At 72.3% G+C, this 13443-nt stretch carries 12 protein-coding genes; 9 read left to right on the top strand and 3 right to left on the bottom strand.

Translation table 11 applies throughout. The features are described from left to right. The first annotated feature begins 3 nt into the window (after window positions 1-3). The 7 genes from RHOOR92_RS0117705 (at window position 4) to RHOOR92_RS0117675 (ending at window position 7605) form a co-directional block, all read left to right on the top strand. Complete coding sequence (locus tag RHOOR92_RS0117705; protein WP_007510689.1) at window positions 4-822, top strand: Wzz/FepE/Etk N-terminal domain-containing protein; 819 nt, start codon at window positions 4-6, stop codon at window positions 820-822. 158 nt (window positions 823-980) lie between these two features. Then, window positions 981-1865: a class I SAM-dependent methyltransferase gene (locus RHOOR92_RS0117700; RefSeq protein ID WP_007510687.1), complete on the top strand. Its 885-nt coding sequence runs from the start codon at window positions 981-983 to the stop codon at window positions 1863-1865. A 4-nt stretch (window positions 1866-1869) separates the two neighbouring features. Then, window positions 1870-3096 carry an amidohydrolase family protein gene (locus tag RHOOR92_RS0117695; RefSeq protein WP_007510686.1) on the top strand — a complete coding sequence of 409 codons (1227 nt, stop codon included), beginning with the start codon at window positions 1870-1872 and terminating at the stop codon, window positions 3094-3096. Window positions 3097-3110: 14 nt separating this feature from the next. Next, window positions 3111-3794: a class I SAM-dependent methyltransferase gene (locus RHOOR92_RS0117690; RefSeq protein ID WP_037115676.1), complete on the top strand. Its 684-nt coding sequence runs from the start codon at window positions 3111-3113 to the stop codon at window positions 3792-3794. A gap of 25 nt (window positions 3795-3819) precedes the next feature. Beyond that, on the top strand, window positions 3820-5337 hold the full coding sequence (locus RHOOR92_RS0117685; RefSeq protein WP_007510684.1) for a radical SAM protein: 1518 nt from the start codon (window positions 3820-3822) through the stop codon (window positions 5335-5337). Window positions 5338-5350: 13 nt separating this feature from the next. Continuing rightward, window positions 5351-6478 (top strand): glycosyltransferase family 4 protein, encoded by a 1128-nt coding sequence (locus tag RHOOR92_RS0117680; protein WP_027490848.1) that lies wholly within the window; start codon window positions 5351-5353, stop codon window positions 6476-6478. Next, window positions 6475-7605, top strand: coding sequence for a glycosyltransferase family 4 protein (locus tag RHOOR92_RS0117675; protein ID WP_027490847.1), 1131 nt, complete (start codon window positions 6475-6477; stop codon window positions 7603-7605). Before RHOOR92_RS0117680 ends, RHOOR92_RS0117675 begins: the two co-directional genes overlap by 4 nt. Here the strand turns inward: RHOOR92_RS0117675 and RHOOR92_RS0117670 are convergent. The 3 genes from RHOOR92_RS0117670 to RHOOR92_RS0117660 are packed head-to-tail and all read right to left on the bottom strand — an operon-like array spanning window position 7581 to window position 11247. Further along, window positions 7581-8540 carry a class I SAM-dependent methyltransferase gene (locus RHOOR92_RS0117670; RefSeq protein ID WP_027490846.1) on the bottom strand — a complete coding sequence of 320 codons (960 nt, stop codon included), beginning with the start codon at window positions 8538-8540 and terminating at the stop codon, window positions 7581-7583. The genes RHOOR92_RS0117675 and RHOOR92_RS0117670 overlap by 25 nt on opposite strands. Before the next feature lie 9 nt (window positions 8541-8549). Continuing rightward, window positions 8550-9770 carry a nucleotidyltransferase family protein gene (locus RHOOR92_RS0117665; protein ID WP_007515102.1) on the bottom strand — a complete coding sequence of 407 codons (1221 nt, stop codon included), beginning with the start codon at window positions 9768-9770 and terminating at the stop codon, window positions 8550-8552. Next, window positions 9745-11247, bottom strand: coding sequence for a radical SAM protein (locus RHOOR92_RS0117660; protein WP_027490845.1), 1503 nt, complete (start codon window positions 11245-11247; stop codon window positions 9745-9747). Before RHOOR92_RS0117660 ends, RHOOR92_RS0117665 begins: the two co-directional genes overlap by 26 nt. A 264-nt stretch (window positions 11248-11511) precedes the next feature. On the opposite strand from RHOOR92_RS0117660, the gene RHOOR92_RS0117655 reads away from it, so the two are divergent. Beyond that, window positions 11512-12561, top strand: coding sequence for a serine kinase (locus RHOOR92_RS0117655; RefSeq protein WP_051281246.1), 1050 nt, complete (start codon window positions 11512-11514; stop codon window positions 12559-12561). A gap of 122 nt (window positions 12562-12683) precedes the next feature. Continuing rightward, entirely contained in the window at window positions 12684-13295 is a 612-nt protein-coding gene (locus RHOOR92_RS0117650) for a peroxiredoxin (RefSeq protein ID WP_027490843.1), read from the top strand. The last annotated feature ends 148 nt before the right edge of the window (window positions 13296-13443 follow it).

The raw sequence follows: 13443 nt of genomic DNA, 5'->3' as shown, positions 1-13443 counted from the left end.
ACCATGGAACAAGACGAAATCTACCTGATCGACCTCTGGCGGATCTTCACCCGCGGCTGGATCTGGTTCGCGGGCGTGCTGATCCTGACCCTGGCCGGCACCTATGCCTTCGCGCACCTGGTGAAGCGCCAGTGGCAGGCGACCGCGTGGATCCAGATCGCCCAGGTCGGGCAGGTGCCGCCGGGCCAGGATCCGAAGGTCGAGCCGCTGTTGCGCGTGATCGAGCGGCTGGAGCTGGTGCCGTTCGAGAACGAGATCCTGGAAGGCGCCGGCCATGCGCGCGATTCGTCCGTGGCAAGGCTTTATCGCAAGAGCCTGAAGCTGGAGCCGATGCCCTATGCCGGCCCGCTGGTCCGCCTGACCGTGCGGGCCTATTCCCGCGAGCAGGCGGCCGAACTGGCCACGGCGACGGTGGCGCGGTTGGCCGCGGTCCACCGGCGCCTGGAAGAGGCGCCGCTGCAGGCGGCGCGCGCGCGACTCGCCCGCATCGAGGCCGACCTGCAGGTCGCCGAGGGCGACCTGGCCCGCTATCAACGGGCGGCCGCACCGGGCAGCAGGGATGCGCAGGGCGCGCTGCTGGCCAGCCTGCTGCTGGCGAACAAGAACGAGGAGATCCGCGGCTTGCGGCAGGCGCGGATGGATCTCATGGAACGTCTCGGCCCGAGCTACACCTATGCGACGTCGATGATGTGGCCGGTCTACGTGCCCGACAAGCAGGCCTTCCCGAATCCCGAACTGACCTGGGGCATCGGCCTGCTGCTGGGCTTGCTGCTGGGCGCATGCGCGGCCGTGGCGAGGGCCGGTCGACGGCAGGGGGCCTGAACCCGGCGATGCATGCGCGGCCGGCGCCGTTCAACCAAACCGGCGCCGGCGCGCACTCACGGAGCGAATCCATGAAGTGCCGGGGCCGACCCGTGACGGGGTCGGCGGTATTGCGGTGAAGGGAAGTCTGCCTCACGGTGGGACGGAGTTCGTTCGATATGCGTGGACTGCACAAGCTGCGCCCCGGGCACCGCGCCGTGCCCGCCGGAAGCGCCCGCCGGCACCTGCGGCACTCGCCGCCGGACGAGGCACAGCTGCTCGACACGCAGCGCGCGTTCGACAGTGTCGCCGCCGACTACGACGGGCCCCGCGGCAACAACGAGCTGATCCAGCGCATGCGGCTGATCCTGTGGGATACCGTGCACAGCGTCGTGCCGCCTGGCGCGCGCCTGCTGGACCTGGGCTGCGGCACCGGCATCGACGCGCTGGAGTTTGCGCGGCGCGGCTTCCATGTCGTCGCCACCGACTGGTCGCCGCTGATGGTCGAACGCACGCGGGCGCGGGCGGCGGCCGCGGCCATGCAGTCGCGCGTGACGGTCGCGCACCTCGGCATCCAGCAACTCGCCCGGCTCGACGACGAGTTCGACGGCATCTATTCGAACTTCGGTCCGCTGAACTGCGTGCCGGACCTCGGCGCCGTCGCCACCGAATGCGCGCGCCTGCTGCGCCCCGGCGGCAGCCTGGTGTTCTCGGTGATGGGCCGGATCTGTCCGTGGGAGCTGGGGCACTACGCCCTGCGCGGCCGCTTCAAGCGCGCCGGCGTGCGCGCCGCGCGTGGCGCGACGGCGGTGGGCATGAACCGCCACACGATCTGGACCTGCTACTACCTGCCGCGCGAGTTCTACCGTGCCTTCAGCGGGCAGTTCTCGCTGCAGGGCTATCGCGCGCTGGGCCTGTTCCTGCCGCCGCCCTACCTGGTGGACTACTACCGCCGCCGGCGCCGCTGGTGCGAGCGCCTCGGCCGGCTCGACGATCGCCTGGGCGCGCTGCCGCTGCTACGCGACATGGGCGACCATTTCCTGATCGTGCTGCGACGGCGCTGAGTCGATGGACGTCCTGCAGGCCGCGATGGATGTCAGCTTGTGCCGGGCCGTCTCGGTCACGCCCGCGGGCCGCTCGCGCATGCCGCTGCCGATCCGGGGCGGGCGGATCGGCGCGTCGCTGGCGGCGCGGGCGTACCGGCTCGACCTGCACGACCATCTGCTCTTCCCCGGCCTGATCAACGCGCACGAGCATCTGCACGTCAACACGGTGCCGCCGCTGCCAGCCCGCGCGCCATTCCCGAACAGCTACGCCTGGATCGCCGCCTTCCGGGCGCACTTCGAGGAGCCGGCGGTGATCGCCGCGCTGCGGGTGCCGAAGGCGCTGCGGCTGCGCCACGGGGCACTGAAGAACCTGCTTGCCGGCACCACCTGCGTGGCGCATCACGACCCCTGGCACCCGGCGCTCGACGAGCCGGATTTCCCGGTCGCCGTGCTGCGCGACTACGGCTGGAGCTATGCGCTGGGCTGGCCCGATTACGGCCCGCCGGCGCAGTCGAGCTTCGCCGCCACGCCCGCCGACCGGCCCTGGCTGATCCATCTGGCCGAAGGCACCGATGCGACGGCGCAGGCGGAACTGGCCCGGCTCGACGAGATGGGTTGCCTGGCGGCGAACAGCGTGCTGATCCACGGCGTCGGCCTGCGCGAGCACGACGTCGACCGGGTGATCGAGCGCGGCGCGGCGGTGGTCTGGTGTCCGACCAGCAACCGCAACCTGCTCGGGCGCTCGCTGGACCCGCGGCGCCTGTGCGCGGCCGGCCGGCTCGCGCTGGGCAGCGACTCGCGGCTCAGCGGTGCGCGCGACCTGCTCGACGAAATGCGCGGCATCGTCGCCCGCGGCGAGCTGGGCGCCGGGCTGTTGCTGGACCTGGTCACCAGCCAGGCCGCGCGTATCCTGCGGCTGCCCTCCGGCGGCAGCCTGGCGCCGGGCGCGCTGGCGGACCTGGTGATCGTCGAGGACCGCGGCGGCGACGAGCGCTGCGGCCTGGTCGGCATCGAGCGCAGCCGGATCCGGGCGGTGGTGCGCCACGGCGTGCCGCGCATCGCCGATCCGGATTTCGCCGAATGGTTCGACGTCGCCGGCATGGACGCGGTGCCGGTGACGCTGGACGGCAGACCGAAACTGCTGGCCAGGCCGCTGGCCGACCCCGCGCTGGTGGCGCTCGAACCGGGGCTCGAACTGGCCGCCGCGCACCGCGCGCACGACCTCGCCATGGAGGCCGGCCAGTCGTGACGACGCGTCCGCCGATGCTGCTGCCGGCCGAGGCGTATGCCTTGTGGGCAGCCAGTTACCCCGCGCATGCGCACAACCCGGTGATGCAGGCGGAGGAGCGCGCCATGCTCGGGCTGATGCCGGCCACGCTGCATGGGCAAGCCGTGCTCGATGTCGGTTGCGGCAGCGGACGCTACATGCTGCATGCGCTGCGCCGTGGTGCGGCGCGCGTGATCGGCGTGGATCTGTCGTCGCCGATGCTCGCGCGCGCCGGCGTCGAGCTGGCCGCCTGGCAGGCCGCCGCGGACATCGACCTGGTGCAGGGCAGCCTGGAAGCGCTGCCGGTGCCGGATGCGCGGGCGAGCCTGACCGTGTGCGGCCTGGTCGTCGGCCATCTCGACGACCTGCAGCACGCGCTGGCCGAGCTGTGCCGGGTGACCCGGCCCGGCGGCACGCTGCTGTGCAGCGACGTGCATCCGATCGGAGATGCGCTGGGCTGGCTGCGCGACTTCAAGTCGGACGGCCGGCACTACGCCGTGCGGCACACGCGGCACCTGTACGGCCACTGGCACGCGGCCTGCGCCGCGCTCGGACTGCGCATCGAGCAGGTGCTGGAGCCGATGCTCGACCCGGCCGACATCCCCGCCGGTGCGCGTTTCGATCGCGCCGCGCTGGCGGTTCCCGTGGCGCTGGTGTTCCGGCTGCGGCGCGAGCCGTGATCCCCTCGTCCTGCAGGCCCTTGCCATGACCGATGCGGCACGCACGCTGTTGATCAACCCGACCATCACCTCGCGCCGCAGCGCGCGCTTCCCGTTGTCCCTGCTGCACCTGGCGGCCGCGCTGGAGCGCAGCGGCAACGACAGCCGGATCATCGACGGCAACGTCGACCGCGATTTCGTCAACGACGCCCTGCGCGCGCTGGAGCAGGGCGCCTTCGACGCGGTCGGCGTCAGCGTCATGGGCGGTCCGCAGCTGGCGCCGGCGATCGCCGTCTCCAGCGCGATCCGCGCACGCTTTCCGGCGCTGCCGATCGTCTGGGGCGGCTATTTCCCCACGCTCAACCCGGACGCGGCGCTGGCCGCGCCCTACGTCGACTACGCGGTGCGCGGGCAGGCCGGGGAGACCCTGCCGGAGCTGATCGCCGCGCTGGGCGGCAGCGCCGAGGCGAAGCTGGCGGCCATCGGCGGGCTGTCGTGGAAGCAGGGCGGCGCGGTCGTGCACAACCCGAACCGCCGTTTCACCCTGGCCGACCACGGCCGGGTGCTGCCCTACGACAAGCTCGGCGACCCGCGGCGCTACCTGGCGCGCACCTATCTCGGCCGCCGCACCGTGGCGCACCAGGCGTCGGTCGGCTGCCGCTTCCGCTGCACCTTCTGCGGCGTGGCCGCGATGTTCGGCGGCACCACCGTGCTGCCGGCGGCGCAGCAGCTCGAACGCGATCTGAGCTACCTCAAGCACACGCTGGGCGCGGACTCGGTGCAGTACTTCGACAACAATTTCTTCGATCGCGAGCGGGACATGCTGCCGCTGCTCGAAGTGATGGCCCGGTTCGAGATGCCGTGGTGGTGCTTTGCCCGCGCCGACGCCCTGCTCAACCTGTCGGAACAGGCGTGGAAGCTGGTGCGCAAGAGCCGGCTGCGGATGGCGTACATCGGCGCGGAGTCGCCCAATGGGCAGATGCTCAAGGAGATCCGCAAGGGCACGCGGCCGGACCAGACCATGGCGGTGGTGGAGTTGTGCCGCCGCCACGGCGTGATCCCCGAGCTGTCCTTCATGGTCGCGCCGCCGGAGAACACGGCCGAGGAGACCGAGCACACCTTCGAGTTCATCCGCGCGCTGAAGCGGGTCAATCCGCAGTCGGAGGTCGTCATCTACGTCTACACGCCGCTGCCGGAAAACAGCCGGCACGAGCAGGACCGCGCGCGGCGTCCGGCGAAACCGCTGTTCGGTCTCGACGGCGAACCGGTGGTGTTTCCGACCACGCCGGAGGAGTGGGCGCAGCCGCGCTGGGTCGACTACACCTGCCATGCCGACGCGCCCTGGCTCGACGACCGGCTGCGCCGGCGCATCCGGGATTTCGTCACCGTGCTGCGCTGCCGCTTTCCCACCGTGCAGGACCTGCGCTCGCCGCCGTGGGCCAAGCGCAGCCTGAGCGCGATGGCGCTCTGGCGCTATCGCTACGGCAGGTACGACCGGCCGTGGGAACTGGAGCTGGCCAACCGGCTGGTGCGCCTGCGCATGCCGCAGGTGTCGGGCCTCTAGCCGGGTGCGCGCCGTGCACGTCGCGCAGCTCAACTTCCTGCCCGCGCCGGCAGGACTGGCGCCAGCCGAGGTGCTGGAACGCTGGCACTCGCTGGCGGACATCGCCGAGGCGGCCGCCAGCGCCGGCACCCGCGTGTCAGTGATCCAGGCGGCGGCACGCGAGGAGCGGATCACGCGTGGCGGCATCGACTATCGCTTCGTCGACATCCGCGGGCTGGCGACGGCGGCCGACCGGAGCCGCCGTTTCGCCGGCGTGCTCGCCGAGATCCGCGCCGACGTGCTGCACGGGCACAGTCTCGGTTTTGCCGAGGACGCCTTCGCCATCGCGCAGTGCCTGCCGCGGCTGCCGATCATCCTGCAGGACCACGCCGATCGGCCGCCGCGCCGGTGGCGGCGGCCGCCGTGGCGGCGCTGGTATGCGGCGCTGGCCGGCGTCGCCTTCACCGCGCCCGAACTGGCGCGGCCGTTCACCCGGGCCGGACTGTTCGCGCCGCACACGCGGCGGTTTGCGATTCCCGAATCCAGCAGCCGCTTCAGTGTCGGCCATCGTGCCGACGCCCGCGCCGGAACCGGCCTGCATGGCGATCCCTGCGTGCTGTGGGTGGGGCATCTGAATGCCGGCAAGGACCCGTTGAGCGTGCTCGACGGCGTCAGCCTGGCGGCGCGGCGGCTGCCTGGCCTGCAGTTGTGGTGCGCCTTCGGCAGCGCGCCGCTGCTCGGCGCGGTGCGGGCGCGCATCGCGCGCGACCTGCAGCTTGCCGGGCGCGTGCACTTGCTGGGCACGGTGGCGCACGCGCGGGTCGAGCTGCTGATGCGCGCGGCCGACCTGTTCGTCTCGGGCAGCCGCGCCGAAAGCTGCGGCTACGCCGCGCTCGAGGCGCTGGCTTGCGGCGTCACTCCGGTGCTCACGGATATTCCCTCCTTCCGCGCGCTGATCGGCGACCGCGGCATCGGTCGCCTGTGGGCTTGCGGCGAGGCGACGCAGCTGGCCGAGGCGCTGGTTGCTGCCGCTGCCGGCCGGCCGCCGGCGGCACAGGTGCGCGCCCATTTCGACGCCGCGCTGTCGTTCGCCGCGGTGGGCCGGCAATGGGCCGATGCCTACGTGCAGGTGTGCGACGAGCGGTGCCGGAGGGCGTCGTGAAACTCGCGCTGGTGGTGCCGGGCGGAGTGGATCGCAGCGGCGAGTACCGGGTGATCCCGGCCTTGCTGGCGCTGATCGAACGACTGGCGCGCAGCCACGAGGTGCATGTGTTCGCGCTGCAGCAGGAAGCGGCGGCGGGCCGCTGGGAGCTCGCCGGCGCGAGCATCCACAACATCGGCGACGGCCGGACCCGGCTGCGCGCGATCGCGGCGATCCGCGCCGAGCATCGCCGCGCGCCGTTCGATCGGATCCAGGCGATCTTCTCCGGCTCGTGCGGCCTGGTGGCCGTGGCCGCGGCCAGGCTGCTGCGGCGGCCGAGCCTGGTGCATGTCGCCGGCGGCGAGCTGGTCGCGCTGCGCGCGATCGGCTACGGCGGGCGGCTGCGATGGAAGGGGCGGCTGCGCGAGGCGTGCGTGCTGCGTGCCGCCGATGTCGTCACGGCGGCCAGCGCGCCGGTCATCGAGGCGCTGCGCGCACTCGGCGTGGCGGCCCGGCGCGTGCCGCTCGGCGTCGACCTGCAGGCCTGGCCGCCGCTCGCGCCGCGCGTGCGCCGCGCCGGTCCGGCGCGGCTGATCCACGTGGCCAGCCTCAACCGGGTGAAGGATCAGCCGACCCTGCTGCGCGCGCTGGCCGTGCTGCGCGACGGCGGGCTGGCCTTCCGCATGGATGTGGTCGGCGTGGACACCTTGCAGGGCGAGGTGCAGCGGCTGGCCGGCCGGCTGGGGCTGGAGCACTGCGTCCGCTTCCTCGGGTTCCGGACGCAACGCGAATTGCGCCCGTTGATGGAAGCGGCCGACCTGCTGGTGATGTCCTCGCTGCACGAGGCCGGTCCGCTGGTGTTGCTGGAGGCGGCGGTGGCCGGCGTGCCGACGGTCGGCACGGCGGTCGGGCATCTGGTGGAATGGGCGCCTGCGGCGGCGCGTGCGGTGCCCGTCGGCGACTGGGCGGCGCTGGCCGAGGCGATCGGGCAGCTGCTTGCCGACGAAGCGCTGCGCCTGCGACTGGCCGCGGCTGCGCAGCGCCGGGCGCTGCCGGAGGACGCCGACTGCACGGCGCGGTTGTTCGAAGCGCTGTATCGGCACTCGCCCGCCGACGCGCAGGGTCAGGCCGGTTTGCGGGCCACGTAAAGTCGGAACTTCGAAGGCTCGCGCCGGCCGCGGAGCTTCGCCGCGAAGGGGCGCAACGCCCAGCGCAGGCCGTACCACGGGTGGTGCACCTCCCAGCGGATCGACAGCGCAGCGGCCATCTGCTGCAGGCGCTCGTCGGTGAGGTAACCCAGGCTGGCGAGGGCGTCGGCCGCCGTGCCGTGGCGGCGCAGGAAGGCTTCGCGACGCTCGGCCAGCATCTGCCGGCCGCTCGCGTCGCGGGCGTACCACGGCGTGTCGCTGATGATCACCATGCCGCCCTTGCGCACGCAGCGCAAAGCTTCGCGCAGGCACGCTTCGCCGTCTTCGGCGTAGTGGAAGGAGGCATTGAACACGGCGGCATCGAACTGCGCGTCGGCGAACGGCAGGCGACGGATCTCGGCCTGGAAGCGCGCAAACAGCGCCGGCAGGCGCGCCCGGTAGTGCCGGGCCGCGCCCAGCCCGTCGCGATCGTTGCCGAGCAGGTCGACCGCGGTCGGCCGATACCCGGCCAGCGCCAGGCGAAAACTCATCCAGCCGTTGCCCGCGCCGAGGTCGAGGATGCGGCCCCCTTGCGGCAGCTGCCGCACGATGCAGTCGTAGCTGCGCGCGCGCATCCGCCACTGGTCGCGATTCCTGCCGCTGGCGTCGCGGTAGGGCAGGGCGAGGTAGAAATCCGCGCTTGCGCTGCCGCGGCCTTCGGCGGCCCTGATCCGCTCGTAGTCGGCGATGAAGCGCGCGTGGCGGGCGGCCGATTCCGGCGCCAGGGCGTGCGCGATGCCGTCGTCGATCACGATGGCGAAGCCGCAGGCCGGACAATCCAGCGTGTCGATGGCGCTTCCGCAGCGAGGGCAGCGCAGCCGCAGGCCCGCCAGCGCCGCCGCGTCCGCGGCATGGCTGGCCGGTGACGGGTCCGAGGCTGGTTGCGCCCGCGACATGGGCCGGCGCTACGGCGCGCGCGCCGGGCCTTCCAGCGCCGCGCGCACCGCGAACAGGGTGTCCATCCGCGGCACCGGCCGGGTCAGCCAGGCAAGGATGCGCCGCCCGTGCGACAGGCCGGCCCAGTCCGGCCCCTGCTGCAGCCAGAGCTGCGTGCGCAGCATGTCGGCGCGCTCCCGGCTGGCTTCCCGCGTGGGCCTGATCCGCTGACCGAGGCAGCGTCCGAGCTCGCCGACGGAACGCGACCATTCGATGCCGTGCAGCGCATGCAGCCACAGATCGGAGCACGAAACGCGGGTCAGGGTATGGCGGCGCGACGCCATCCGCAGCAGGGCGGGGCAACCGGTGGCGAGCCGTGCCAGCACGTCCGTCGCGATCGAGTCCGGGTAGTAGCGCGCGGTCAGCAGCAGCGGCGGCAGTGCATACCAGGGAGCGTCGCCGGCGGGGTCGTCCCACAGCACGTTCCAGTCGCCCGCGGACAGGCGTGCCGACAGCAGCGCGATGTCGTGCAGATGGAGCAGGCGCAGGCTGCGGTTGCACAGGTTGCCGGCGGCATGCAGCAGCAGGTGGTTCATCAGCGCGCCGGGCGACGGGTAGGGGTTCAGTCCGGGCTGCGGCTGCGGCGGACGGATGCGCGCGGTGATGTCCACCGCGGTGACCGGTAGCCGCTCCTGGATGCGCGTGTGCAGCTCGATGTTGACCGGCGTGTCGCGGTGTTCGCCGAGGCCGGCGAAGGGCGCGCCGGCCGCCGGCCTGAACACCCGGTGCTTCCACGCGACGAACGACTCCACGTAGCCCAGTTCCTGCAGCAGCGCGATCGCCGGCGCGGCATCCTCGGCGCGGACCAGCAGGTCGATGTCGGCCATCGGCCGGTCGCCGGGCGCGTAGAGGCCGAGCGCGTGCAAGGCGGAGCCCTTCAGCGCGACGAGGGCGATGCCGCGGGCGCGGGCGCCGGCATCGATGCGCTGCAGCAGCGTGGCGATGCGCCGATGGCGATGCTCGACGTGTGCGCGCTGGTCGGCCAGGAACGATCGCCAGGATGGGTGCTGCCACGCACAGCGTCGGCACAGCAGCGGCGACACCCCGTGCACGGTGGCGGCCACCGCCGCCAGCTGCCATTCGAGCGCGCTCCATGGCGGCGTGGCGCCGCCCGGCCGCGCCAGCTCCGCGGCGAGCGCCTCGGTGGTGCGGCGCAGGCCGGCCCTAACGACTTTGAGCGGCGGCAGCATGAGGGAGCAGCCGGATATCGATTCGCTTCGTCGCCGCCGCATCGTCGCTGCGGTGCGCCCGTTCGGAGGCGACCAGCGCATCCCATTTGGCATCGAGTGCCGCGCCCGCCTGCCGGTGGCGCTGCGGCGGTTCGGCGGCCTTCGATTGCTGCAGCGTGACCTGCTCGTGCAGCAGGTCGCGCACGCAGCGGTAGAAGTCGGAGTCGTAGGCGCCGTGGAACATCATGGCCAGGTCGCCGCTGTCCTGCCAATGGGTCTTGTCGCCGAGCTGGGCCTTGACCTTGTCGTAGAACTTCGTTCCCGGCAGCGGATAGGCGACGCTCACGCCGATGTCGTCGGGCGCGGCCTGCGCCACCAGTTCGCGGGTGGCCAGCAGGTCGTCCAACTGCTCGCCGAGATAGCCGAGCTGGATGAAGAAGCCCACGCGGATGCCGCGCCGGCCCAGCCGCACCCGGGCCGCAATCAGGTCGGCGACCCGGGTGCCCTTGGCCATGCTGTCCAGCACGCGCTGGCTGCCGCTTTCGGCGCCCAGCCAGGCCTCGGCGCAGCCGGCCTGTTCGAGCGCGTCGGTCATGCGCTCGCTCATCAGGTCGGCGCGGGTCTGGATGGTGAACGGCACCGGTCCGCCGGCGCTGCGCAGGCGCGCCCCGAACTGCGCCACCCAGTCGACGTGGAAGCCGAAGATGTCGTCGGCCATCCAGATGTGATCGGGCCCGAACGCCTGTTTCAGGTAGGTCATCTCCGCCGCCACGTCCTCGGCGCTGCGCTGCTTGTAGTGGTTGCCCCAGATCGGCTTGGCGCACCAGTTGCAGCGAAACGGGCAACCCCGCGACGCCGCCATGTTGAGGCTGAAGTAGCCGTGCCGTTCGCGCCACAGGGTCCGGTAGCGCGCGATGTCCACCAGGTCCCAGGCGGGGGGACCGACCAGCCGGGGGTCCGGCGGCATGGCGCCCATGCGTCGCACCTGGGTCTGGCCGTCCACCTGCGTGGCGATGCCGGCGATGCCGTCGAGCCAGTGGCAGGCGGCGATGGCCGGGTCGCGCTCCAGCCGCGCGATCAGTTCCAGCAGCGCCGCAATCCCTTCGCCCAGCAGCACCGCGTCCGCGCCGGCGGCGAGGAAGGCGCCCGGCTGATCCGACGCGTCGGAGCCGGCCACGATCACGCGGGCGCCGCGCGCATGCGCCTGCGCGATCATCCGGCACGCCGCCTCGCGCATGCGACCGAGGCACATCTTGGTCAGGTAGTTGAAATTGTCCTCGTAGAAAACCACGACATCCGGCTGCGCGGCGCGCACGGCTGCTGCGTAGTCCTCGACGCCATCGGCAAGCATCGCGTCGAACAGGGCGACGTCGTGGCCCCGCTGGCGCAGCAGCGCGGCGATCTGGATCGTGGCCAGCGGGGGATAGGGCTTGCCGCGTTCCCATTGCTTGGGGTCGTACCTCAGGAAATAGGAGTGGCCGACCTGAATCTTCAGCATCGCGAAGGGGCCTCGATCTCGCCGCGGGGACGGCAGCGGCGGCGAGGGGAAACCGGCTTCCTCGTCGATGCTGTCGGGACGTGAGTGCCGGCGCGTGGCACTTCGGTTGCCTCGCGGGGCGGGCCGCGCGGGTTGTCGGTGCCGCGGGCGCCGTCGGCGGGGCGCCTGGACAACCTTTTCGCCGTGGCCGCGCACTCAAGGCCAGGCGACGCGCTGCGGATTCGCCGCATCGTGCAACCACCTCTGGGCCGGGCAACTCGATCGGTGACCACGGCATCGACTCCTCGCGGCGACATCCGGGACGCCAGTGCGGATCCTTTCCGCGAGCGATCCGGCTGCCGCCGTGCCCTGAGCCGGCAGATACTCGGCGCGCGCTTCCGTTTCGAAAGCGCGAGCGAGGCGCTGCTGCAGCAGGTCGAGGCCGCTTACGGCGGCCTGCCGCCGCACCAGTTGCCGACGGCGGTGCCGGAGTTCCGCGTCGAGTTGCGCTTGTCGCCGCCGCGGCTGTCGCCGGGCGGGGGCGAACCACCGCCGGTGCAGACGCAGGCGGGAGCCGGCTGGATCTGCGGCGTCATGGACGCGTCGAACTACGTGATGCTGGCGCCCGCGCAGCAGCGGGCCCTGGTGGTGGCCTCCGCCGACATGCTGGAGCGGCCCTACCATCTGCGCTACGAACTCATCGAGTTCGCCGTGTTCACCCTGGCGACGCGCGGGCAGGGCCTGGTTCCGCTGCACGGCGCCTGCGTGGGCCGGCGGGGCAGGGGCGTCCTGCTGCTGGGCGCCAGCGGTTCGGGCAAATCGACGCTGGCCTTGCTCGCGCTGCTGCAAGGCCTGGATTTTCTCGCCGAGGACGCGGTGTTCGTGCAGCCGCACGCCATGCTCGCCACCGGCGTGGCCAACTACCTGCACGTGCAGGCCGACGCGCTGCGCTTCGTTGACGCCGCCGGTGCCCGGCGCTGGATCGGCGAGGCGCCGGTGATCCGCCGCCGCAGCGGGATGGAGAAGTTCGAAGCCGACCTGAGGCGGGGACCCGGCCGGCTCGCCGCGGCGCCATTGGAACTGGTCGGCGCCGTGCTGGTTTCGGCCCGGCCTGCCGATGACTCCGCCGCCTTGCTGAGCGCGGTTAGGGCCGCTGACGTCGCCACGCGACTGTCCGCGGATCAGCCGTACGCGTCCGGCCAGCCCGGCTGGCCCTGCTTCGCACGGCGGATGATGGCGATGGGCGTCCACGAGTTGCGCCGCGGCAAGCATCCGCGGGATGGCGTGGCGGCGTTGCGGGAACTGCTGGGCGACGGGTGCTCGCGCCCGGGGTAACCGCCGGGGCGGCGGCAGCGAAGTAAGCTTGGGTTTTCCCGGGTTCACGTTTCACATCCAACGGGTACGACCGGTCGGGATGGACTCCGGCCGGGCGATGCCCCCTCACGAGGGTCACGGCAATGAAAAAGCGTTTTGCGGGATCGATGGCATTGGGTGCGTTGCTTGCGCTGGCTTCGGCGATGCCGGCTGTCGCCGCGCTCGCGCCCGGCGCCGTGGCGCCGACGTTCACCGCCCGGGCCAGCCAGGCCGGCAAGGAGTTCACCTTCTCGCTGGCCGATGCGCTCAGGAAAGGTCCGGTCGTGGTGTACTTCTACCCGTCGGCGTACACCGGGGGCTGCGACCTCGAAGCGCACACTTTTGCGGTCGAACGGGACAAGTTCGACGCGGCCGGTGCGACCATCATCGGCGTGTCGGCCGACAGCATCGAGCGGCTCGATGCCTTCTCGGCGGATCCGAAGTACTGCGCGGGCAAGTTCCCGGTCGCCTCGGACGCCGAGGTCAAGGTCGCGCTTGCCTATGGCCTGGAGGCGATGGCGGCGCGACCGGGCATGCACGACGTGCGCGGCGTGGCCATCGACCACGCGTTCATCCCCCGCACGACGTTCATCATCGCCGGCGACGGCAGGATCGTCGCCACGCTTTCTTCGGAGACCGACCATCTGCGCCCCGACGAGCACGTGAAACAGTCGCTGGCCATCGTGCAACGGCTGCAGGCCGGCAAGGCACCGTGATCCGGGCAGCGGCGCGCGGGAGCTGAGCGGCGCCCCGGCGGCGCCGGTTTCCGGCTGCCGCCGATCCTGCCGGACGCCGTTCCGGCTGGGCGATGCAACCCCGCGCTCGCCGGATGGCACTTACCGGCATCGCAGTCTGTGCCGTGCG

The sequence above is a fragment of the Rhodanobacter sp. OR92 genome (assembly GCF_000427545.1).
Taxonomy (GTDB): domain Bacteria; phylum Pseudomonadota; class Gammaproteobacteria; order Xanthomonadales; family Rhodanobacteraceae; genus Rhodanobacter; species Rhodanobacter denitrificans.
The sequence above is the reverse complement of the archived record's forward strand: the minus strand, read 5'-3'. Positions and strand labels throughout refer to the sequence as shown.